At 67.2% G+C, this 21961-nt stretch carries 20 protein-coding genes and 1 riboswitch; of the genes, 13 read left to right on the forward strand and 7 right to left on the reverse strand.

The annotated features are described in order from the left end of the window. Window positions 1-4 precede the first annotated feature (4 nt). From argS to AC1DOM_RS00075, 3 genes are read left to right on the forward strand one after another with little or no spacing between them, the layout of a single operon-like run. Window positions 5-1693: an arginine--tRNA ligase gene (gene argS, locus AC1DOM_RS00065; RefSeq protein WP_498959193.1), complete on the forward strand. Its 1689-nt coding sequence runs from the start codon at window positions 5-7 to the stop codon at window positions 1691-1693. After that, complete coding sequence (locus AC1DOM_RS00070) at window positions 1693-2469, forward strand: SPOR domain-containing protein (RefSeq protein WP_498959194.1); 777 nt, start codon at window positions 1693-1695, stop codon at window positions 2467-2469. Before argS ends, AC1DOM_RS00070 begins: the two co-directional genes overlap by 1 nt. Before the next feature lie 10 nt (window positions 2470-2479). Next, the gene (locus AC1DOM_RS00075) at window positions 2480-3238 is read left to right on the forward strand and encodes an SDR family NAD(P)-dependent oxidoreductase (protein ID WP_498959195.1); all 759 of its coding nucleotides are present in this window, start codon (window positions 2480-2482) and stop codon (window positions 3236-3238) included. On the opposite strand, the gene speA is transcribed toward AC1DOM_RS00075, so the two are convergent. Beyond that, window positions 3235-5121 (reverse strand): arginine decarboxylase, encoded by a 1887-nt coding sequence (gene speA, locus AC1DOM_RS00080; protein ID WP_498959196.1) that lies wholly within the window; start codon window positions 5119-5121, stop codon window positions 3235-3237. The two genes, AC1DOM_RS00075 and speA, sit on opposite strands and share 4 nt — an antisense overlap. Before the next feature lie 126 nt (window positions 5122-5247). On the opposite strand from speA, the gene speE reads away from it, so the two are divergent. Then, the gene (gene speE / locus AC1DOM_RS00085; RefSeq protein WP_498959197.1) at window positions 5248-6099 is read left to right on the forward strand and encodes a polyamine aminopropyltransferase; all 852 of its coding nucleotides are present in this window, start codon (window positions 5248-5250) and stop codon (window positions 6097-6099) included. Here speE and AC1DOM_RS00090 read toward each other — a convergent pair. Next, complete coding sequence (locus tag AC1DOM_RS00090; protein ID WP_498959198.1) at window positions 6096-6434, reverse strand: P-II family nitrogen regulator; 339 nt, start codon at window positions 6432-6434, stop codon at window positions 6096-6098. The two genes, speE and AC1DOM_RS00090, sit on opposite strands and share 4 nt — an antisense overlap. 152 nt (window positions 6435-6586) lie before the next feature. Here AC1DOM_RS00090 and ubiK point away from each other — a divergent pair, with 152 nt between their 5' ends. The 3 genes from ubiK to AC1DOM_RS00105 all read left to right on the forward strand — a co-directional run bounded on the left by ubiK (window position 6587) and on the right by AC1DOM_RS00105 (window position 8841). After that, window positions 6587-6850 carry a ubiquinone biosynthesis accessory factor UbiK gene (ubiK, locus tag AC1DOM_RS00095; protein ID WP_498960171.1) on the forward strand — a complete coding sequence of 88 codons (264 nt, stop codon included), beginning with the start codon at window positions 6587-6589 and terminating at the stop codon, window positions 6848-6850. 10 nt (window positions 6851-6860) lie between these two features. Next, complete coding sequence (locus AC1DOM_RS00100; RefSeq protein ID WP_498959199.1) at window positions 6861-8369, forward strand: YifB family Mg chelatase-like AAA ATPase; 1509 nt, start codon at window positions 6861-6863, stop codon at window positions 8367-8369. Window positions 8370-8433: 64 nt separating this feature from the next. Then, window positions 8434-8841 carry a nuclear transport factor 2 family protein gene (locus AC1DOM_RS00105; RefSeq protein WP_498959200.1) on the forward strand — a complete coding sequence of 136 codons (408 nt, stop codon included), beginning with the start codon at window positions 8434-8436 and terminating at the stop codon, window positions 8839-8841. Window positions 8842-8872: 31 nt separating this feature from the next. Here the strand turns inward: AC1DOM_RS00105 and AC1DOM_RS00110 are convergent, their stop codons facing one another. After that, window positions 8873-9739, reverse strand: a complete 867-nt coding sequence (locus AC1DOM_RS00110; RefSeq protein ID WP_498959201.1) for a DUF5694 domain-containing protein — start codon at window positions 9737-9739, stop codon at window positions 8873-8875. 137 nt (window positions 9740-9876) lie between these two features. Here AC1DOM_RS00110 and AC1DOM_RS00115 point away from each other — a divergent pair, with 137 nt between their 5' ends. From AC1DOM_RS00115 to AC1DOM_RS00130, 4 genes are read left to right on the forward strand one after another with little or no spacing between them, the layout of a single operon-like run. Next, entirely contained in the window at window positions 9877-10872 is a 996-nt protein-coding gene (locus tag AC1DOM_RS00115; protein ID WP_498959202.1) for a hypothetical protein, read from the forward strand. Continuing rightward, window positions 10859-11317, forward strand: a complete 459-nt coding sequence (locus AC1DOM_RS00120; protein ID WP_498959203.1) for a hypothetical protein — start codon at window positions 10859-10861, stop codon at window positions 11315-11317. Before AC1DOM_RS00115 ends, AC1DOM_RS00120 begins: the two co-directional genes overlap by 14 nt. A gap of 3 nt (window positions 11318-11320) precedes the next feature. Continuing rightward, window positions 11321-11794 (forward strand): RNA polymerase sigma factor, encoded by a 474-nt coding sequence (locus AC1DOM_RS00125; RefSeq protein WP_498959204.1) that lies wholly within the window; start codon window positions 11321-11323, stop codon window positions 11792-11794. Then, on the forward strand, window positions 11787-12080 hold the full coding sequence (locus AC1DOM_RS00130; protein WP_498959205.1) for a hypothetical protein: 294 nt from the start codon (window positions 11787-11789) through the stop codon (window positions 12078-12080). Before AC1DOM_RS00125 ends, AC1DOM_RS00130 begins: the two co-directional genes overlap by 8 nt. On the opposite strand, the gene AC1DOM_RS00135 is transcribed toward AC1DOM_RS00130, so the two are convergent. Together AC1DOM_RS00135 and AC1DOM_RS00140 are read right to left on the reverse strand one after the other, a co-directional pair. Beyond that, window positions 12077-13036 (reverse strand): ribonucleotide-diphosphate reductase subunit beta, encoded by a 960-nt coding sequence (locus AC1DOM_RS00135; protein ID WP_498960173.1) that lies wholly within the window; start codon window positions 13034-13036, stop codon window positions 12077-12079. The genes AC1DOM_RS00130 and AC1DOM_RS00135 overlap by 4 nt on opposite strands. Window positions 13037-13089: 53 nt before the next feature. Continuing rightward, a complete protein-coding gene (locus AC1DOM_RS00140) occupies window positions 13090-15492 on the reverse strand; it encodes a ribonucleoside-diphosphate reductase subunit alpha (protein ID WP_498959206.1) in 2403 nt (800 codons plus the stop codon). 184 nt (window positions 15493-15676) lie between these two features. Further along, a riboswitch (cobalamin riboswitch) is annotated at window positions 15677-15887 on the reverse strand. Between the two features lie 90 nt (window positions 15888-15977). Here AC1DOM_RS00140 and AC1DOM_RS00145 point away from each other — a divergent pair. Beyond that, window positions 15978-17717 carry a potassium/proton antiporter gene (locus AC1DOM_RS00145; protein ID WP_498959207.1) on the forward strand — a complete coding sequence of 580 codons (1740 nt, stop codon included), beginning with the start codon at window positions 15978-15980 and terminating at the stop codon, window positions 17715-17717. On the opposite strand, the gene AC1DOM_RS00150 is transcribed toward AC1DOM_RS00145, so the two are convergent. Then, a complete protein-coding gene (locus AC1DOM_RS00150; protein ID WP_498959208.1) occupies window positions 17700-18884 on the reverse strand; it encodes a putative peptide maturation dehydrogenase in 1185 nt (394 codons plus the stop codon). The two genes, AC1DOM_RS00145 and AC1DOM_RS00150, sit on opposite strands and share 18 nt — an antisense overlap. A gap of 109 nt (window positions 18885-18993) precedes the next feature. Here AC1DOM_RS00150 and AC1DOM_RS00155 point away from each other — a divergent pair, with 109 nt between their 5' ends. Beyond that, on the forward strand, window positions 18994-19293 hold the full coding sequence (locus AC1DOM_RS00155; protein ID WP_498959209.1) for an NHLP-related RiPP peptide: 300 nt from the start codon (window positions 18994-18996) through the stop codon (window positions 19291-19293). Here AC1DOM_RS00155 and AC1DOM_RS00160 read toward each other — a convergent pair. Continuing rightward, window positions 19282-21945, reverse strand: a complete 2664-nt coding sequence (locus AC1DOM_RS00160; protein ID WP_498959210.1) for a putative peptide modification system cyclase — start codon at window positions 21943-21945, stop codon at window positions 19282-19284. The genes AC1DOM_RS00155 and AC1DOM_RS00160 overlap by 12 nt on opposite strands. Between the last annotated feature and the right edge of the window lie 16 nt (window positions 21946-21961).

Consider the following 21961-nt stretch of genomic DNA (forward strand, 5'->3'; position numbering starts at 1 on the left):
CGTCGTGAAAGCTTCCATCAACGCCCTCGTCGACCAGGGCATCGCCGCGCTGCGCACCGCCGGCACGCTCCCGCAGGATCTCGACATCCCGGCCTTCGTGGTCGAGCGTCCGAACCAGCGCGCGCACGGCGATTTCTCCACCAACGCCGCGATGGTCCTGGCCAAGGCCGCGCGCACCAACCCGCGCGCGCTCGCGCAGGCCCTGGTGGCCGCGTTGCCTGCCTCCGACGACGTCGCCAAGGTCGAAATCGCCGGCCCCGGCTTCATCAACTTCCACCTGGCGCCGGCGGCCTATGGGCGCGAATTGCGCGAGGTCATCGCGCGCGGTTCGGCCTACGGCCACAACACCAGCGGCGCGGGCCACACGGTCGGCGTGGAATACGTGTCTGCCAACCCGACCGGCCCGTTGCACGTCGGCCACGGCCGCGCGGCGGCGATCGGCGATTGCATCGCGCGCGTGCTGGCCGCCAACGGCTGGCGCGTGATGCGCGAGTTCTACTACAACGATGCCGGCGCGCAGATCGACAACCTCGCCAAGTCGGTGCAGGCGCGCGCGCTCGGCAAGACGCCGGACGATCCGTCGTGGCCGGAAGACGGCTATCGCGGCGAGTACATCGTCGATGTCGCCAACGCGTACCTGCGCGGGGACACGGTCGAGTTCGAAGACCACATCGTGCACGCCGCGAAGGACCCGAACGACCTCGACGCTGTCCGGCAATTCGCCGTCGCCTGGCTCCGCCGCGAACAGAACGCGGACCTCGCGGCCTACGGCGTGTCCTTCGACGTCTACTTCCTGGAGTCCTCGCTGTACACGCAGGGCAAGGTCGAGGAAACCGTCCGCGAGCTCGTCGCCCACGGCCACACCTACGAGGAAGGCGGCGCGCTGTGGCTGCGCACGACCGACTTCGGCGACGACAAAGACCGCGTCATGCGGAAATCGGACGGCACCTACACCTACTTCCTGCCGGACGTCGCCTACCACCGCTCCAAGTGGCAGCGCGGCTACGAGCGCGCGATCACCGAGCTCGGCGCGGACCACCACGGTTCGCTGGCGCGCGTGGTCGCCGGCCTGCAGGCGCTGGACTGCGGCATTCCGAAGAACTGGCCGGAGTACGTGCTGCACCAGATGGTCACCGTCATGCGCGGCGGCCAGGAAGTGAAGCTCTCCAAGCGCGCGGGCAGCTACCTCACGCTGCGCGACCTCATCGAGGAAGCCGGCCGCGATGCCACGCGCTGGTTCCTGATCGCGCGCAAGTCCGATTCGCAGCTCACCTTCGACATCGACCTGGCGCGCTCGCAGAGTAACGACAACCCCGTCTTCTACGTGCAGTACGCACACGCCCGCGTGTGCAGCCTGCTGCGCCAGGCCGGGGAGAAGGGTTTCACCTTCGATCTGTCCAACGGCCTGCGCCACGTGGACACGCTGGTCGATGAACAGGCGCAGGCGTTGCTGGTCGAGCTCTCGCGCTTCCCGGAAGTCGTTGAAGCGGCCGCGGTGACGCTCGAGCCGCACGCCATCGCGCAATACCTGCGTGAATTGGCGAATGCCTTCCACGTCTGGTACCACGCGCAGCCCATCCTGGTGGATGATGCGAACCAGCGCGACGCGCGCCTTGCGCTCAGCGTGGGCACCGGCCAGGTGCTGAAGAACGGTTTGGATTTGCTGGGCGTATCGGCCCCGGAGAAGATGTGATGGCGGCACGACGCGGGAAGTCGCAGGCGAAGCGCAACGGGGGCGATTCCAACCCCGCCTGGATCTGGTTGTTCGCGGGCCTGGCGCTCGGCATCGCGCTGATCGTCGGCGTGCCCAAGCTGTGGCCGAAGGGCGACGGCGACGGGTTCTTCCGTCCGAAGCCCAATCCCGATGCGCAGCCCAAGTCCACGGTCAGCGCCGACGAGGACGATGCGATCGTCCCCGAGCCCGCGCCTGCGGCGGCCAAGGCCGACAAGCCGAAGGAAACGCAGTACGACTTCTACACGCTGCTGCCGTCCAACGAAGTGCCGCTCTCCGACGCCGAGCTGGCGGAAACCGAGCGCGCCGAAGCCGCGCGAGGCGCAGCCACCGCGAAGCAGCAGGCGGCCGCGAATCCGGATGCCGCCGATATCGCGCACCCGGTGGTCGCGACCAACGCCGCCGTGACCAACGCGCCCGCGGCGAATGCCGGCGCCGCATCGAACACCCAGGCGCCGGCCACGACCACCGCATCGGTGGCCAAGCCCGAACCCAAGGACGACGGCACGCGCTACCTGCTGCAGGCCGGCGCGTTCCAGGCCAGCGGCGATGCCGAAGCGGTGAAGGCCAAGATCGCGATGCTGGGGCTCAGCGCGCGCGTGGAATCGGCGCAGATGGCCGACAAGACGGTCTACCGCGTGCGCATGGGGCCTTACGGCAGCGCGTCCGAACTCGCCGATGCCAAGCGCCGCCTCAGCGGCGGCGGCCTGCCGGCGATGGCGATCAAGGCGCGTTGACCGCGCGCCGATGACGACCACGCCCCGCACTGCGTTCATCACCGGCGCCACCTCCGGTTTCGGCGCCGCCGCCGCGAAGCGATTCGTCGCCGGCGGCTGGAATGTCGTCGCCACCGGCCGACGCGCCGATCGCCTGCAAACCCTCGTCGACGCTCTCGGTGCCGATCGCGTGCATCCGGCCGTCTTCGACGTGCGCGACGAAGGCGCGATGCGCGCCGCGCTCGACGCGATCCCGTCGCACTTCAACACCATCGACCTGCTGGTGAACAACGCCGGCCTCGCGCAGGGCACGCTGCCCGCGCAGAAAGCCGACCTGTCCGATTGGCAGACGATGATCGACACCAACGTGCGCGCGCTCGTCGTGCTCACGCATGCGTTGTTGCCGGCGTTGATCGAACGCAAGGGCGCGATCGTCAACGTCAGCTCGACGGCGGCGACCTATCCGTATTCCGGCGGCAACGTCTACGGCGGCACGAAGGCCTTCGTTTCGCAATTCTCGCTCGGCCTGCGCGCGGACCTGCATGGCACCGGCGTACGCGTCACCGCGCTGGAGCCGGGAATGGCCGAAACCGAGTTCACCCTCGTGCGTACGCACGGCGACCAGGCGGCGTCGGATGCGCTCTACAAGGGCGCGCATCCGATGACGGCCGAAGACATCGCGGAAACGATTTGGTGGGTGGCGAATTTGCCGCCCCACCTCAACGTCAATCGCCTGGAAATGATGCCGACGCGCCAATCGTTCGCCGGCTTCCAGATCGCTCGCGACTAAACGGGTTCGTCGCTGAGGTAGGTGTACGCGGTGAGCCCGGCTTCGAGTGCGTCCTTCAAGCGCGCGCTCTCCTCCGCCGGCAATCCCGCGTCATCGACCTTCTTCGCGTACGCCTCGCGCAGCGCATCGAGCTTGTACCCGACGTAATCCAGCATCACGTCCGTCGTGTCGCCACGACGCTGCTGGCTCATCGCGTACCCATCGCCGTCCAGATGCACTTCGACCGCATCGGTATCGCCGAACAGGTTGTGGATGTCGCCCAGGATTTCCTGGTACGCGCCCACGAGGAAGAAGCCCAGGCGATAGATCTCGCCGTGCCGCAAGGGATGCAGCGGCAGCGAGCTGTCGAGCCCTTCGTTTTCCACGTAGGTATCGATCTTGCCGTCCGAATCGCAGGTCATGTCCGCGATCACGCCGCGGCGCGCGGGCGCTTCGTCGAGGCGTTCGATCGGCACGATCGGGAACACCTGGTCGATCGCCCACACGTCGGGCATCGACTCGAACACGCTGAAATTCACGAAGTACTTGTCGACCAGGCGCTCGTTCAACTCGTCGAGCAGGTCGCGGTGCGAACGCTCGCCGACGTCCAGGCGCGCGCGCACGGCATGCGCGATCGCGTAGAACAGATCGTCGATGCGCGCGCGATGCGTGAGGTCGATCTGGCCGAGCGCGTAGAGCGACAATCCTTCGCCATGATGGTGTTGCGCGTCGTGGAAGAGTTCCACCGCGGGGCGTTGGTCGAGTTCGTCGTGCAACTCGCGCAGATGGCGGATCACCGCCGGTTCGTCGTCGTGCGGCGGCGGCACGCGGCCTTCGGGCGCTTCCTCGACTTCGGCGACGTTCGCCACGAGCACGGCATGGTGCGCCGTCATCGCGCGTCCGCATTCGGTGACGATGCGCGGCTGCGGCAATGCATGCGCTTCGCAGGCTTCGGCCAGCGGCTGCACGATGTTGTTCGCGTACTGGCTCACGCCGTAGTTGATCGAGCAATAACTGCGCGAACGCGTGCCTTCGTAATCGATGCCCAGCCCGCCACCGACGTCCATGTATTGCACCTGCGCGCCGAGCTTGGACAACTCGACGAAGTAACGCACCGCCTCGCGCATGCCGTTGGCGATGTCGCGGACGTTGGAAATCTGCGAGCCCATGTGGAAATGCAGCAGGCCCAGGCAATCGCCGAAGCCGCTGTCGCGCAGCGTCTTCCACAGGTCGAGCACCTGCCGCGGCGAGAGGCCGAACTTCGCCTTGTCGCCACCGCTGTTCTGCCACTTGCCCGCGCCGAGCGAGGCCAGCCGCATGCGCACGCCGATGCCCGGCCGCACGTCGAGGGCCTTGGCTTCCTCGATGATCAGCTTCAGCTCGCTCGGCTTCTCGACCACGATGTAGGTCTGCAGCCCGAGCTTGCGGCCGATGAGCGCCAGGCGGATGTACTCGCGATCCTTGTAACCGTTGCAGACGATGAGCCCGCCGGGCCGGCTCATCGCGAGCACCGCCATCAGCTCGGGCTTGCTGCCGGCTTCCAGGCCGAAGCCTTCGCCGCGATGCGAGGCGAGCGTGCCCGCCACGCCGGCGTGCTGGTTGACCTTGATCGGATAGACCGCCGTGTAGCCGCCCTTGTAGTCCCAATCGGCCTGCGCCTGCGCGAAGGCCGCCTGCAACTTGCGCAGGCGATCGCCGAGGATGTCCGGGAAGCGCACCAGCAAGGGCAGCTTGGCGCCGTTGGCCTTCGCCTGGTCGACCACTTCGGCCAGCGCGATCGCCGGGCCCTGCCCACCGCGCGGCAACACCGTGACGCGCCCGGCGCCATCGACATCGAAATACCCCTCCGACCAATGCGGGATGGAGTAGGTCTTGCGGGCCTGGTCGACGGACCATGCGCTCATCGGCGGATTACCTCGGTCTGGGGGAACAAAACGGGCGCGAAGTGTACCCCCCGCGGGCCGAACGCACCGCCAAAACGGCCGACGCCCTACAATGCGCGCCCCCACGCCCCAGCCGGACCCGCCGCGATGACCGAACCCACCTGGATGTACGAGAACTTCGAACCCGCCGGTTCGGCCATCGGTTATCGCATCACGCGCAAGCTGGACGAAGTGCAGTCGCCCTTCCAGAAGATCGAGATCTTCGAGAGCACCGATTGGGGCAACGTGATGCTGATCGACGGCGCGATGATGCTCACCACGCGCGACAACTTCCTCTACCACGAGATGATGTCGCATCCGGCGCTGTTCACGCATGCCAACCCCAAGCGCGTGGTCATCATCGGCGGCGGCGATTGCGGCACGCTGCGCGAAGTGCTCAAGCACCCGGGCGTCGAGTCGGCCACGCAATGCGACATCGACGAGCAGGTCACCCGCATGGCGGAGAAGTGGTTCCCCGAGCTGTGCGATTCCAACAACGATGCGCGCGCCGAACTGCTGTTCGATGACGGCATCGCCTACATGGCCAATTGCCCGGCGGGCAGCGTGGACATCGTGATCGTGGATTCGACCGATCCGGTCGGCCCGGCCGAAGGCCTGTTCAACAAGGCCTTCTACGCCTCGTGCTTCCGCGCGCTGAAGGACGACGGCATCCTCGTGCAGCAATCCGAGTCGCCGCTGGTGCTGCTGGAGCTGATCAAGGAAATGCGCGGCGAAATGGGCAAGGCCGGCTTCACGACCTTCAAGACGCTGCCCTTCCCGCAGCCGTGCTACCCGACCGGCTGGTGGAGCTGCACGCTGGCGCGCAAGTCCGGTGGTTTCGATTACCGCGCGGTGGATGCGCGCGCGAAAACCTTCAAGACCAAGTACTACACGGCCGACGTGCACCAAGGGGCCATGGCGTCGATTCCGTTCGTGGCCGAGGCCTTGGGCGACGCTTAAAGCGCGTCGCCGTCCAGCTCGCCGGTGCGGATGCGCACCACCTTGTCGAGATCCCAGACGAAGATCTTGCCGTCGCCGATCTTGCCCGTGCCGGCGGCCTGCATGATCGCTTCGACCACTGCGTCGACCTGGTCGTCGGACACGGCGACCTCGAGCTTGATCTTGGGCAGGAAGTCGACGACGTACTCGGCGCCGCGATACAACTCGGTGTGGCCTTTCTGGCGCCCGAAGCCCTTGACCTCGGTCGCGGTGATCCCCGCCACGCCCGCCTCGGACAGCGCCTCGCGTACGTCGTCCAGCTTGAAAGGCTTGATGATCGCCATGACCATCTTCATCACGTCGTCTCCATGTCGCGTGCCCGCAGCATAACCGCGCCGGGACCGGCTGTAGGAAAATACCCACGGCCTGTCGCTTCTTTTCCCGATGGCGGCCGGCCCGGAAGTTGGACAATCTCGCGTAGCCCGAGGACTTGAGGACAATGAGCGCCATGATCGACCTGGAAAAACTCGACGACCTCGCGCGGCGCCTCAGCAGCCTCGTCCCCCCCGCCCTGCGCGAGGGGCGCGACGAGCTGCAGGAGAACTTCAAGTCCGTCCTGCAGACCGGCTTGTCCAAGCTCGACCTCGTCACCCGCGAGGAATTCGAAGTGCAGCGCACCGTGTTGCTGCGTACGCGCGAGAAGCTGGACGAACTCCAGCGCACCGTCGCCGATCTCGAAGCGCAGCTGGATTCGCCGCCGCCGCGCCACTAGCGGGTTCGCCATGGGCTTGTCGCTCGTGCACACGCGTGCACGCGTCGGCGTGCGCGCGCCTGCCGTTCGCGTGGAAGTGCATGTCGGCGGTGGCCTGCCGTCGCTGACGGTCGTCGGCCTGCCACACGCGGGCGTGCGCGAAGCCAAGGATCGCGTGCGCGCCGCGCTGCAGTGCTCGCAATTCACCTTTCCCGACGGGCGCATCACCGTCAACCTCGCGCCGGCGGACCTGCCCAAGCGCGGTGGACGATTCGACTTGCCGATCGCGCTCGGGATCCTGGCCGCGAGCGGGCAGTTGTCCAACGACGCCTTGCGGGACGTGGAGTTCCTCGGCGAACTCGGGCTCACCGGGGAATTGCGCGGCGTCGACGGCGTGTTGCCGGCCGCGATCGAGGCGGCACAGGCGAATCGACGCCTGGTCGTGCCGCAGGACAACGGCGGCGAAGCCGCACTCGTCGCGTCTGCGGATGTCCGCGTCGCGCGCACGTTGCTGGAGGTGTGCGCATTGCTGGCCGGCGAGAAATCCTTGCCGCGCGCCGAAGCGGTCGCCGTCGTCGAACGCCTCGCGCCGGATCTGCGCGACGTGCGCGGGCAAGTGCGAGCGCGGCGCGCGTTGGAGATCGCGGCCGCGGGCCAGCATCACCTCCTGTTCGTCGGCACGCCGGGCTGTGGCAAGACGCTGCTCGCCTCGCGCCTACCGGGGCTGTTGCCCGAAGCGAGCGAGGTCGAAGCGCTGGAGTCCGCGGCGGTCGCTTCGATCAGCGGCCGTGGGGTCGACGTCGCGCGTTGGCGCCTGCGTCCGTTCCGCGCGCCGCACCACACCACCAGCGCAGCCGCGTTGATCGGCGGCGGGCCCGATGCGCGCCCGGGCGAAGTCTCGCTCGCGCACAACGGTGTCTTGTTCCTCGACGAATTGCCCGAGTGGGGGCGGCACACGCTGCAAGTGCTGCGCGAGCCGCTCGAGTCGGGCTCGGTCGTCGTTTCCCGCGCAGCGTCGCGCGCGGAGTATCCCGCGCGTTTCCAACTCGTCGCCGCGATGAACCCCTGCCCCTGCGGCTGGGCCGGCGATCCGAGCGGCAAGTGCCGTTGCCTGCCCGAGGCCATCGACCGTTATCGCGCACGCGTGTCCGGTCCTCTGCTCGACCGCATCGACCTGCATGTCGACGTACCGCGCGTCCCGCCCGACGCCTTGCGCGAGGAGGCTCCGGAAGGCGAACCGAGCGAACAGGTGCGCGCGCGCGTCGTCGCCGCACGCACGCGACAACTCGCGCGCGCAGGCGTTCCCAATGCATTACTGGATCAGTCGGCGACGACCGCGACCTGCCGCCTCGCGCCGGTGGACCGCGCGTTACTGGAACGCGCGATGGTCGCCTTCGACCTTTCCGCGCGATCGCTGCATCGCATCCTGCGCGTGGCGCGCACCATCGCCGACCTCGACGACAGCGAACACATCGCCACGCCGCACCTTTCCGAAGCGATCGGGTACCGCACCCTGGACCGGGGTGCGCCGGCCGCCTGAGTTTCACTCCGTGCGAAGGCTTGCGCTGTTACACCTTCGCGCTCCCGCGATCGAGAACCGTGCCATGCCAGAGACCGACCAGGACCTGATCGCACTGGAAAAACGCTTCTGGCAATCGATGGTCGACCGCGACACCGACGTCGCCCTGGGCCTGCTGGCCGAGCCGGCGCTGATGGTCTCCAGCCACGGTGCGATGCAGTTCGACCACGCGGGCTATCGCAAGATGGCCGAAGACCCGCGCCACGCGCTCAAGGCCTTCGACCTGTCGAACGCGCGCGTGCTCCGCCCGTCCGACGACGTGGCCATCGTCACCTACGAAGTCGACCAGACCACGACGATGTCCGATCGCGAAGAACGTGTGCGCATGTCCGATTCCAGCACCTGGGTCCGCCGCGACGGCAAATGGCTGTGCGCGATCCACACCGAGACGGCGATGACCGAAGCCCCGGTGAAGGAAATGCGCGGCCACTGACGCAGCCGCGCACTTCTCGACAGCGTCGCCGTCACTTGGCTGGCGCGTCTTCCTTCAACCAGCGCTGCGTGTCCTGCACGCGGTACTTGCCCGAATCGGTCGCCAGCTGGCGCAGCCAATTGCCGTGGCCGGCGCCGTACAGCACCAGCACGCGGTCGCCCGGTTCGGTGCGGCGCACGATGTTGTTGAAGATGGTCAGGTTGCGGCCGTACCAGAGCATGTCCCAGTTCGCGCCGATCGGGTCGTCGGCCGTGCCGTAGAGGCCGATGCGGAAATACGCCTGCGCATTCGCGCGCAACCATTCCGGCGAATTCAAGCGCACGAGCATGTCGCCGATCGTGCCGTTGTCCAGGACGCGCTGGTCTTCGTCGTTCACCGCCTTGCCGATGGCATCGTCCTGCGCACGTTGTGCCTGCTGGCCGTGGCGTTCGATCGCCTTGGGCCAGTCGACGCTCGCCTCGTCCTTGATCGGGCCCATGTCGTTCCAGTCGACTGCGATCACGCCTTTGAGCTTTTCATCGCACGCGATGCGGAAGCCGAGCTGCTCGGTCTCGTTGCGCGTGAGCGGGCGCTTGCCGTGGCACGACTCGGCGAAGGTCTGGTCCAGCGTGGCCTGCTTGGTGGTGTCGGCCTCGACCATGATCTTCGTCGGCTTGAAGCGCGCGATGAGGCGCGCGACGTCCGCGATCTCGCGCTGGCGCTTGGCGCTGAGCACGTCGTCGGCGCGCGTGTTGTGCACGTCGCGGCCCGGGTTGTTCATGTGGAAGCTGCCGACGAACAGGAAGTCCGCGTCGGGTTGCGGGTCGGTCGCCGGCGCGGGCGCCGCGAGGCAGGCCGCGGAGGCGACCAGGGCGGTGGCGGCCAGCGCCAATGCAAAACGTCCGTTCACAGCACGCATCGATCGATTTCCTTTCTTCCGGGGCGGGGGGTATCTGGGGTCCGATGCGCGGGCGCGCGCCAGCGTTTACACGGGCCTGTTAACCCCGTCCCTCCGCCGCCCGTTGTGAAGGGAACAGGGCGCGAAGGGAATGGACGATGGCAAAGCCAAGGGTGCGATGGCGGTGGGTCCTGGCGGCGCTTGCCGCCGTGCCGGTGCTCCTCGTCGGGGCCTTCGGTTACGCGGCATGGAACGCGCAGCGCGCGGACTACGGGTGGCGGCCGTTGCCGGCTCGGCCGGCCTTCGCGATGGGCACCGGGCCGACGGTCGCCATCGACCATGCGCACCACAACGCATCCACCGCGAACTGGTGGGGGCGCTACTGGCCTTTCGGACGATTGCTGCGCGCCGAGGGGTATCGCGTTCGCTATTCCGATGCGGCATTCACGCCCGCGATACTGGCCAGCATCGATGTGCTCGTCATCGCCAACGCTTCGGGCGGCGCGAAACCGCAGTTCCTCGGCATCAACCTGCCTTGGGGTGGCGGAGCGGATCGGAGCGCCCCGGCGTTCACCGCGCAGGAGATCGCCGCGTTGCCTCGCTGGGTCGCGAGCGGCGGTCGGCTGTTGCTGATCGCCGATCACGCGCCGTTCGGCGCGGCGAACGCAGCGCTCGCGGCGGCGTTCGGCGTGCGCATGCATGCCGGGTTCGCCGAAGTCCCGGGCGAAGTATCGGATCCACTGCGCTTCACCCGCGAGAACGGGCGCCTGGATGCCGCGCATCCGATCGTGTCGGGCGGCGAAGGCGGGACACCGGTGGCGTGCGTGCAAACCTTCACCGGCCAATCGCTGGATGGGCCACCCGGCGCGGAGATCCTCCTGCGCTTGCCGCGCGGCTCGGTGGAAACCATCGACGATCACGGCACGTTTCGCGAAACCCCGGCCGGCGCGGGCCAGGGCTTGGCGTTCGCTTACGGGCGAGGGCGCGTCGTGGTGTTGGGCGAGGCGGCGATGCTCACCGCGCAGGTCGCCGATCGCCAACCCTTCGGCATGCAACTGCCAGGTTGCGACAACGTTGCGTTTGCGCGCAACGTGTTGCGCTGGTTGAGTACGAACAATCGCGTCGAAACAGGAGGCCCCCATGTCGGGCGATGAGCTGGTGATGTTCGCGGTCCTGGTCGTCGGCATCGTTGCGCTCGCGGTCGTGCACATCGCGCGCCGCAAGTTGCAGGTGCGACGCCGCATGGCGCGCGATGCGATGACGTTGCGCCTGGGCGAACGCTTCGGCGATGCCGACGCCTTCGTCGCCTTCGCACGCTCCCCCGAAGGTCGCACGCTGATGGAAAACGAGTACGCACCCGCTGCGATGGCACACCGCATCCTCGGCCTGCTGCAGTTCGGCATCATCGCGTGCGCGATCGGTGCGGCATTCCTCGTGAACGGCATCGCGCCGCCACCGGGCACCGACATCAACTTCGTGCGCGAAGCCGACAACGCGCGCTGGTGGGGATGGCTGGCGATCGGGCTCGGCATCGGCCTGGTGCTCGCCAGCGGCGTGAGTGCGTACCTCGCGCGTCGATGGCGCGTGCTGGGCGAATGAACGATGCAGGCCGACGAAGGATTCGCGTCCTTCTACGCGACGTACTACGCGGGGATCTGGGCGTATCTCGCGCGGCTGGGTGCGCCGCCTGCGCTGGCGTCGGACCTGGCGCAGGACACCTTCGTGCGCTGGCTCGAGCGCGATGCTTCGACGTTCGAAGGCACCGCGCGCGCCTATCTGTACCGGATCGCGCTGCACCTGTTCATCGATCATGCGCGTCGGAGCAAGCGCGAGGTGGCCTGGGACGTGGCGATGGAAATCGCCGCGCCCGTTTCGAACGAGGACGTCATTCCACGACACCTCTGGTCGCGGCTGACGATGCGCGAACGCCAGTTGCTGTGGCTCGCGTATGCGGAAGGGTTCACGCACGAGGAGATCGCGACGATCACGCAACTGGGGTCGGACAGCATTCGCGTGCTGCTCTGGCGGGCGCGCGCACGATTCCAGGCATTGCAGAAGGAAAGCGATGATGCATGACGACGAAGACATCGCAGCCTTGTTCGAAGCACAGGCACGCCGACTGCGCGCCGCCGCACCGACGCCACCTCCGTTGTGGCGCATCGTCCAGGCCGCGCATGCGCGCGCCGCGTCGCGCATGGCACGCAGGCTGCGCTGGGCCTGGCGCATCGCGGCGCTTGCGTTCGTCGCAGGCGCCGTTCCGATCGTGTTGCACGATCCACGCGCGCTCCCGGGGCTCGTCGCGCCCTTGTTGCTGGGCGCATTCCTTTGCTGGCGCGACGAGCCGGGAGCCGAGAACCGCTAGAACGCGTGATCGAACGCCACCTCGCCCTGCACGCCGACCTGGTAGGCCGAGACGCGCCGCTCGAAGAAGTTCGTCACTTCCTGCACGTCCTGCAGGTCCATGAAGGGGAAGGGATTGCGCGAGCGCCAGTGCGGCGGCATGCCGAGTTGCGCGAGGCGCTGGTCGGCGCAGTACTGCAGGTACTCGCGCATGTCACGGATCGACAGACCCGCGACGCCGCCCGACAGCGTGTCTTCGGCGAAGGCGACCTCGCACTCCACCGCTTCTTCCATCATCGCCACGATTTGCGCGTGGAAATCAGCGTCGATCAAGTCCGGTTCTTCCTCGCGCGCGGTGCGGAAGACATCGAAGGCGAAGGCCATGTGCCCGCTCTCGTCGCGAAACACCCAGTTGGTGCCCGCCGCGAGGCCATGCAACAGGCCGCGCGAGCGGAGGTAATACACGTAGGCGAACGCGCCGAAGAAGAACAGGCCTTCAATGCACCCGGCGAAGCACGCGAGGTTCAACAGGAACTGGCGTCGCTGTTCCCGCGTCTCCACGCGCTGCAGGTTGCGGATCGATTCCATCCACTTGAAGCAGAACGCCGCCTTGCGCTGGATCGACGGAATGTTGTCGACCGCCGCGAACGCACGTGCGCGTTCGGCCGGGTCCGGCAGGTAGGTGTCGAGCAGCGTGAGGTAGAACTGCACGTGCAGCGCTTCCTCGTACAACTGGCGCGAGAGGAACATGCGCGCTTCGGGCGCGTTGATGTGCTGGTAGAGATTGATGACGAGGTTGTTGGCGACGATCGAATCGCCCGTGGCGAAGAACGCCACCAGGCGTTCGACCAGATGCCGCTCGGCCGGTCCGATCTTGTGCCGCAGGTCGTTGAGGTCGAGCGAGAAGTCGACTTCCTCCACGGTCCAGGTGTTGCGCACCGCGTTGCGGTACATCTCGTAGAAATGCGGATAGCGCATCGGGCGCAGGGTGAGCTCGAAACCGGGATCGAGCAGCAAGGGACGGGCGGCGCTCACTGGCAGGCCTCGCAGGATTCGGGGTTCTCGAGCGAGCAGGCGATGGCTTCGACCGGCGTCGGCGCGGCGCCGACCGTCGTCTTCTGGATCTTCGTCGCCGGGCGCGAGCGCAGGTAGTACGTCGTCTTGATGCCCTGCTTCCACGCGTGCATGTACATCGACGACAACGCGCCGATCGCCGGGCTTTCCATGAACAGATTCAACGACGCCGATTGATCGATGTACGCGCCGCGCGCGGCGGCCATGTCGATCAGCGCGCGCATCGGGAGTTCCCATGCGGTGCGGTAGATGTCGCGCAGGGCCTGGGGAATCTCCGCGATGCCCTGGATCGAGCCTTCCGCGCGCTTGATCACGTCGCGCAGTTCCGGTGTCCACAGGCCGAGCTTCTTCAACTCCTCGGCGAGGTAGCGATTGACCTGCAGGAAGTCGCCCGACAGCGTTTCGCGCTTGAACAGGTTGCTCACCTGCGGCTCGACGCATTCGTAACAACCGGCGATGGACGCGATAGTCGCCGTCGGCGCGATTGCGACGAGCAGGGAGTTGCGCAGGCCGTGCGTCTTGATGCGTTCGCGCAAGGCGTCCCATCGTTCGCTCGCTTCTGGTACCACGCTCCATGCATCGAACTGCAACTCGCCGACCGATGCACGCGTATCGCCGAACGACGGATGTGCGCCGCGTTCAACCGCCAATTCGCACGAGGTATCGAGCGCGTGGAAGTAGATCGTCTCGGCGATCTTCGTCGACAGCGCGCGTGCCGCATCGCCGTCGAACGGCAAGCGCAGCGCGAAGAACACATCCTGCAGGCCCATGCAGCCCAGGCCCACCGGGCGCCAGCGGAGGTTGCCGCGGCGCGCGGTTTCGATCGGGTAGAAATTCAGGTCGATGACGCGATCGAGCTGGCGCACGGCCAGGCGCACGGTTTCGGCGAGCTTGTCGAAGTCGAAGCCGATCTCGGGGTCGACGTGCCGCGCGAGATTGATCGAACCCAGGTTGCACACCGCGGTTTCCTCGGCGGACGTGACCTCCAGGATCTCGGTGCACAGGTTCGACAGATGGATCACGTTCTGCGGCCGCAGCGTCTGGTTGCTCGCGCGGTTGCACTTGTCCTTGAACGTCATCCAGCCATTGCCGGTCTGCGCGAGCGAACGCATCATCCGCGCGTACAACTCGCGGGCGCGGATCGTGCGCGTCGCCTTGCCCTGCGTTTCGGCCTGTTCGTAGGCACGTTCGAACGCATCGCCATACAGGTCGACGAACTCCGGCACCACGCGCGGATCGAACAGCGACCAGTCCGCATCCGCTTCCACGCGGCGCATGAACAGGTCCGGCACCCAGTTGGCGATGTTGAGATTGTGCGTACGGCGCGCTTCGTCGCCGGTGTTGTCGCGCAACTCGAGGAATTCCTCGACGTCGGCGTGCCACGGCTCGAGGTACACGCAGGCCGCGCCCTTGCGCTTGCCGCCTTGGTTCACGGCGGCGACGGACGCATCCAGCGTCTTCAGCCACGGCACGATGCCATTGGAATGCCCGTTGGTCGACTTGATCAGCGAACCGCGCGAACGCACGCGCGTGAAGCTCACGCCGATGCCGCCGCTGAATTTCGACAGCTGCGCGATGTCGCCGTAGCGCTGGTAGATCGATTCCAGCGAATCCTGCGGCGAATCGAGCAGGAAGCACGAGGACAGCTGCTCGTGGTTGGTGCCGCTGTTGAACAGGGTCGGCGACGAAGGCAGGTAATCCAGATGCGCCATCGCGCGATACAGCGCGAGCGCGCCGGGCACGTCTTCGCCGAGCGCGCAGGCGATGCGCAGGAAGAACTGCTGCGGCGTCTCGATCGCCTTGCGCGTGCGCGGATGGCGCAACAAATAACGGTCGTACAGCGTGCGCAGGCCGAAATAATCGAAGCCCTGGTCGAGCATCGGGTCGATGGCGTCGTTGAGTTTGCGCGCGTTGGCCTGTACGAATTCCAGCAGGCGGTCGTTGATCAGGCCCACTTCGTGCCCGCGCGCGATGGACTGCGAGAACGCGTGGATTTCCTGGCCCGCCACTTCCTTGGCGATCACCGCCGACAACAGGCGCGCGGCCAGGCGCCCGTACTCGGGTTCTTCGGCGGTGAGCAGCGCGGCGGTGCGGATCGAGAGTTCGTCGAGTTCGCGCGTGGTCGCGCCGTCGTAGAGGCCCGAGATCGTGCGCGTGGCCACGCGCATCGGTTCCACCGCGTGCAGGCCTTCGGCCGCGCGCGTCACCGCGCGCACGATCTTGTTGAGGTCGACGGCTTCGGACGCACCGTTGCGCTTGGTGACGCGCATGGTGGTGGCGGTGGGCGGCGGCGTAAGATCGAAGGCAGGTGCGACGGCGGCGGGCGAGACGACCGATTCGGCGAGCGTGTCGTGTGACATGGGTGGCTCCGTGATGGCGCACCGGTGCCGATCGCTCCCTCGGCGATCGACAATCGGTCTTGGAACCACACGATGGGAAGGCGGCGTCGCAGCGATCGAGACACGCGCGCGAAAAAAGCGGCGGCCGGCCCCTGCGTCACCAGCCATCTCCCCCCGGAGATTCCGCGGCCGGCACCGCGCGGCGTGCATCGCGCGGTTGTCGGCAGGTCTTCGGGCTCGTGGACACGGTGCGCATGGAGCCGCACCACCTACTCGTCGCCGCTTCCCGGGGCCACCGCCCCAGTGCGTGCGCGACTTCGTTTCCACCTACCGCTGCGGGGCAGCGCCGGAGTTGGACCGGCTTCCCTTTTCATCCGCGAACCTTCGCCCGCGGAACCGACGACCACAAGATATCGCGCTTCGAGTCGTTGTCAATCGACGATGTTGGGGTCCGGCGACAAGCGACCGCGACCGCTACACTCGACCCCAGCCGACAAGGAGTCCGCTTGGAGCACCTGCACGCCATCGACCTGCGCCTGCTTTTCGGCGCGCTTCTCATCCTGGCGGGCATCGCTTCGTCGCTGCTCGCGCGCCGGTTCGGTGCCCCCTTGCTGCTGGTGTTCCTGTTGCTCGGCCTGGTGCTCGGCGAAGACGGGCCGGGCGGCATCAAGTATTCGGACCTGGGGTTCACCTATCTCGTCGGCTCGCTCGCGCTCGCGGTGATCCTGTTCGATGGCGGCCTGCGCACGCGCGCGGCGCAAGTGCGCGGGAGCGTGGTGCCGTCGGTCGTGCTCGCGACCGCCGGCGTCGTGATCACCGCCGCGCTCACCGCGGTCGCCGCGGTGTATCTGTTGCATCTGCCGTGGTTGGAAGCGTCGTTGCTCGGCGTCGTCGTGTCTTCGACCGACGCGGCCGCCGTGTTCTTCCTGTTGCGCGCCGGCGGCCTGCATCTCGAACGCCGCGTCAACGCGACGCTCGAACTCGAATCGGGCAGCAACGATCCGATGGCGGTGTTCCTCACGCTCGCGATGACGACATGGATCGCCGGCACGGGCACGCACGATCCATGGATGCTGTCGCTGCAACTCGGGTGGGCGATCGCCGCGGGCCTCGTCGCCGGTTATCTCGGCGGGCGCTTGATGGTGTGGACACTCAATACCTTCGAACTTCCACCGGGCCTCCATCCGTGGCTCGCACTCGCCGGTGCGGTTGCGTTGTTCTCGATCACCAACCTGTTCCGCGGCAGCGGTTATCTCGCGGTGTACCTGGCGGGCATCGTCGTCGCCAACCGCCCGATGCGCGCGCGCAACGAAGTGCTGTCCGTGCAGGATGCGGCGACGTGGTTCGCGCAGTTGGTGATGTTCCTCTTGCTCGGCCTGCTGGCCACGCCGCACAAGCTCTTCGAAGTGTTGTTGCCCGCGCTCGGCGTCGCGGCATTCCTGATGTTCGTCGCGCGGCCTGCCGCGGTGGTCGCGTGCCTTGCGCCCTTCGGTTATCGCCGGCAGGAAATCGCCTTCATCGCATGGACGGGATTGCGCGGCGCGGTCGGCATCTTCCTCGCTTCGATCCCGTTGCTCGCGGGGTTGCCGAACGCGACCGTCTATTTCAACGTCGCCTTCGTCGTCGTGTTCGTCTCGCTGATCGTGCAAGGCTGGTCGCTGGGACGCGCAGCGCACTGGTTCGAAGTCGCCGTGCCGCGCGCGGACCCGAATACGCGCCGCATCCAGCTCGACCTCCCCGGCCAGCTCGAATACGACATGGTCGGCTATCGCATCGCAGCCGGAAGCGCCGTGCTGCGCGGCGCCGCCCTGCCCGGCCGCGTGCGCCTGGCGATGGTCGTGCGCGAAGGCCGCGTGCTGTTGCCGGAAGATGCAGGCACTTTGCTCGCGAACGATTACGCGTACGTGCTTGCACCGACGGGACAGGCGCCGCGACTGGACTGGCTGTTCGCCGAAGGCCGCGATGCACGCGCCGCCGAGCAGGATCTGTTCGGCAGCTTCACCTTGCCGGGCGATGCACCGCTCGGCGAAATCGCGTCGTTCTATGGATTGCAGATCCCCGCACGCTTCAACGACGCGACCGCGGCGCAGTTGTTCGACGAGCGCTTCGACGAGCAACCGCAGGTCGGTGACAAGCTTGCGCTCGGAAAGGCGGTGCTGGTCGTGCGCGCGTTGAAAGACGAGCGCGTCGCGCAGGTCGGTTTGAAATTCGCGGGCGTCGGCGAACGCTTACTCGGCGGGCGGTGATTCGCGCGGCCAGGCCTTGCGGTTCGGATCCAGCTCCGCCGTCGTCATCGCGTCGGCGCGCAGGCCGAATCCGCACACCGCCAACGGGCCTTCGACGTAGTGCACCAGATTGAAGGCTTCTTCGATCTCGACTTCGTTGATCGCAGCCGTGATGCAGGCGCCCAGGCCGAGTTCGATCGCGCTGAGGAACAGCGTCTGCGATAAATGTCCGACGTCGAGGATCGTCACCCGGTAGGCCTTGGGGTGGTTGCGGTATTTCCAGAAGTTGCGCCCGAACCGCGGCGCCAGAACGACCAGCACGTGCGCATCGGCGAACCATTGCTGCCCACCCACCGCATGCAATGCCAGTTGCGCGAGATCCTCGACGGGCGGCAGCGGTTGCAGCGCGTGATCGCCCGGGCGGTAGTGATACAGGCCCGGCGCGATGCCCTCGACGTTCTGCACGATCAGGTACGCCTCGGTCGGATGCATCGCGCCGCCCGACGGGCTCGTGCGCTTGATCACCGAGAAGTCGTCGGTGGCCTGCACCTGCCCGCGCGCGCCGAAGACGCGTTCGAGCACGTTGGCGAACTGCGCCTGCGGCAATGCGCGCGTCGTATCGAAATTGCGGCAGGTGCTGCGCAGGTCGAGGAGTTCGTCGAAGGCGGTGGGTTCTGCGCGCGCCAATGGAATGCGGACATCGGACGGCCCGCGATCATGGAACGTCGGCGGCGGCGGCCCATGCGCGGCGCGCAGGCCCGATGCGGTATCCACGCCGGCGTCAGCGATCTCCTGCACCGTGTCGATGCCCGACCAGCGCGAGGCCGCGTGCGACAACGCGGACAGGCCATGCCAGTGTTGCTCCCGGAAACGCGCGTCGCCTTCGCGATGCGCCGCATCGCGCGGATCGTCCGTGACGACCAGGCCCTCGGCGATCAGCGCATCGATTGCGCCTGCACCGTGCGCATCGATGAGCTCGGCCACGTCGACCCATTTTTCCGAGCCGATGCAACCGACGACCTGCGCAGCCTGCGCATCGACTTCCACCGGTTGCGCAAGGTGCGGCGCATGGGCGAACCACTGCAAACTCCGCACGACGCCCGTGCCGCCTTGCAGCAGATCGTCGAATGCGAAGGTCGCGACATTCCTCGGCTCCAGCCACAGCACACCGCAACGCCTTGCCCGCATGTCCGCTCCCCGATCGAAGCTGGGACCTTAGGGTTGGGGGCCGGTGCTTGCAACCAACACCGTTTGAACGTTAGGTTTCCGGGGTTTTCATCACACTGGGGAGTGCGATATGGCAGGCAAGGGACCAAAGCTGGACCACAAGACCGCGCACAAGCTGCTGGACAAGCTGTCGAACGACGACGATTTCCGGACGCTGTTCGAAAGCAGCCCGCACGAAGCGCTGACGCAACTGGGTTGGCAGCCCGAGGCCACTGCAGAACGCACCGGCCTGGCCGCGGGAACCAGCGCGTGCCTGGCCTCGTCGGTGACGCTCGCCTCGAAGGATGCGATCGCGGCCGATCGCGACGCGCTCGTCGATTCGCTCGCGATGCCCTTCCAGTTCAAGCCGCCGGCAGGGCTACTCGCGTAACAAGGCTGCACGCGCGGCTTCGCGCCGCGCGTGCAGCGCGCGTGGCAACCCTTCGGGATGCCATGCCTTGTCGAAGGCAGCCAGTTCGCCTTCCGCACGCTTGCCCTGCCCATGGCTGGCGAGCAACGACGCCGCTTCCAACTGGGCCAACCGCGTTTCCGCGATCGTCAGCGGATCCAGCATGCCGCCCGTACTCGGTTCGGCGAAGGCACGCCCGCGATGCGTGGCGACCCAATGCCATTCGGCGACCGCACCCTGCCACTGCCCCGCGTCGGCGAGCGCACGCGCATTGGCGACATGGACCATCTGCAGCGCATCGGGCCGGCGCGCGATCGACGCCAGGCGCGCGATCGCCGATGCCGGCTTGCCGGCCATGCGGTCCTGTTCGGCCAGCAGCACCTCCCACGTCTGTTCCGCGAGGGGATAGCCGGCGACCTTGCTGCGTTCGCCGAGCGCCGAGATGGCTTTGGACAACACCGCGGCGTGACCGGAACGCGCCGCGAGCCATCCCATCGCCAAGCGTTGGTTGGTGCTCGCCATCGGATAGGTCTCGTCGAGCTTGGCGCTGTTTGCGTCCACCCAATCGAGGCGACGCGAGAGCGTGTCGGCGGACGCGCTCCCTTCCGTGACCAGGTCGATCCCGGCGGCATAGAGCTGCCACATGGTGTCGGCCCAATAGGGATCTTCCTTTCCGGACAACTTCAAAGCGTGGTCGAGCGCTTCCCGCGCATCGGCGAACTCGCCGCGATCGATCCGCGAGATGAAGCGCCATTCCAGCGACTCGAGGTCCTGGTTCATGAGCGAGGTGCCGCCGCGCGCGCCGAACACCTTGTCGGCATCGGCGGTGCGCCCCTGCGCCTGCAAGGCCTTCGCGCGGAACATGGCGGCGCCGCGCAACCCCACGGCCTGCGCGCGATCGAACGCGGCGATCGCGCCGCGCACGTCTTCCTGCCCGAGCAGCAGGATGCCCTGCAGGTAGAAGGCCGATGCAGCCATCGCGCTCTGGCGCGCAGTTGCAGCGCGGGCGGCGGGCAATGCGCGTTCGAAGCGATTGGCCATCATCCAGCTGTCCTGCGCGTAACCGAATTGCGCGGACAGGTAATCCGGATACATCTCGGTCAGCTGTTCCCAGCGCGCGAGCAAGGGCTCGGTGGGTCCGAAGCGCGCGATCTGCGTCTGGAGCGCGAGCAATTCGCGCGGCGTCAATCGATCCTTCATCCGCGACGCGGCGATCAAAGCTTCCTTGCCTTCCTTCAGCTTGCCCTGCGCGACCAGGACGCCACCCACGCCCATGCGCGCCAGCGCGAAATCCGGATCCAGTTCGAGCGCGCGGCGGTAATACCCCAGCCCCCCCACCATGTCGCCGTTGTCCACCTTTTGCAGACCGAGGGCGTAGGCCTTGAGCGCGTCGAGGTTGGCGGTACTCGCCTGCGGGAGCGGTTGCGAATCGCGCTCGATGCTCGCGATCGCTTCGCCGAGGTTCTCGCGCAATTGGCCGGTCACCGTGTCGATCGACGACAACGCCGATGCAGCGCCCAGGCCGTCCGAGGTCTCGGAGTAAACGGTCGTCTGCGTCCGTGGATCGATGACTTCCGCGCTCACGCGCACGCGCCCGCCGACTTCGGACACGGTCGGCAGGATCACGGCGCGCGCGCCGTCGCGGATTGCGATTTCCGATGCGATCTCCCGATCCAGCAACGTGCCGGGCGTGCGCTTCATCAAGGTCAACGTATCGCGCACCTTGAGGTCGCTCAGCACGTTGACGTAACGCGATTGCTCCAGGCTGATGCGGAAGGCCTGTTCGAGCGATTCGTCGAGCACCGGCTGGCCGGTGAGGTTGCGCAAATCGCCGACCACCACCCAATCGCGTTCGTTGAACGCAATCGCCGGCGTCGGGCGCGTCAGGAACCATGCGCCCGTTGCGATGCCGGCGACCAGGAACAATTCCGCCGCGAGCGCCGTCGGCCGGCGCCACACGGGAATGTCGCGCCACGCCTTGCCGCCGTTTTGCTTGGGCGCACGCAGCGGTGCGTAACCGGGCTCACCGACCTCGAACACTTCCTGGCCATCGGGCACGCCCTTGAAGCGCCAGCGTCCATGCGATTTCCAGATCAGGTGTTCGCTGCGTTCGCCGAGTTCGCGCGCGGCGCGGCGTGCGAGCGGTTCGGCGGTCGCCGACAACAGGATCTGCCCGGGGCGCGCGAGCGTCATCAGGCGTCCGGCGAGCGGTTTGGCGAGGCCTTCCACTTCCAGCGGCTTCGCACCGGCCTGCACCGCGGCTTCGCTGTTCTGCCACGTCAGCACTTCGCCGACGTGCAGGCCCGCGCGCGCTTGCAGGAGCAATTTGCGGTCGCGCACTTCAGGGCGGTCGCCGAGTTCGCGCAAGCCGCGTGCATAGTCGAGTGCGAAACCTAGGCCATCGACGGGGCGCTCGAACAACAACAGCAAGCCATCGCTGCGATCGATCAATCGGCCGCGCCAACGTTGCTGCAATTCCAGCACGAGGCGGTCGTGCGCGCGAAATAGCGCCGCAGCCGGCGTGTCACCGAGGCGTTCGACGAGCAACGTGGAGTCGCACAGGTCGGTCAACAGCAGGGTACGAACCTGCGGGCTGCTCGCCGGATCGAAGCCGGCCTGCGCGAAGTCATTCATGCACGATCCCTTGCAT

The organism is Lysobacter sp. P5_B12 (assembly GCF_056400425.1).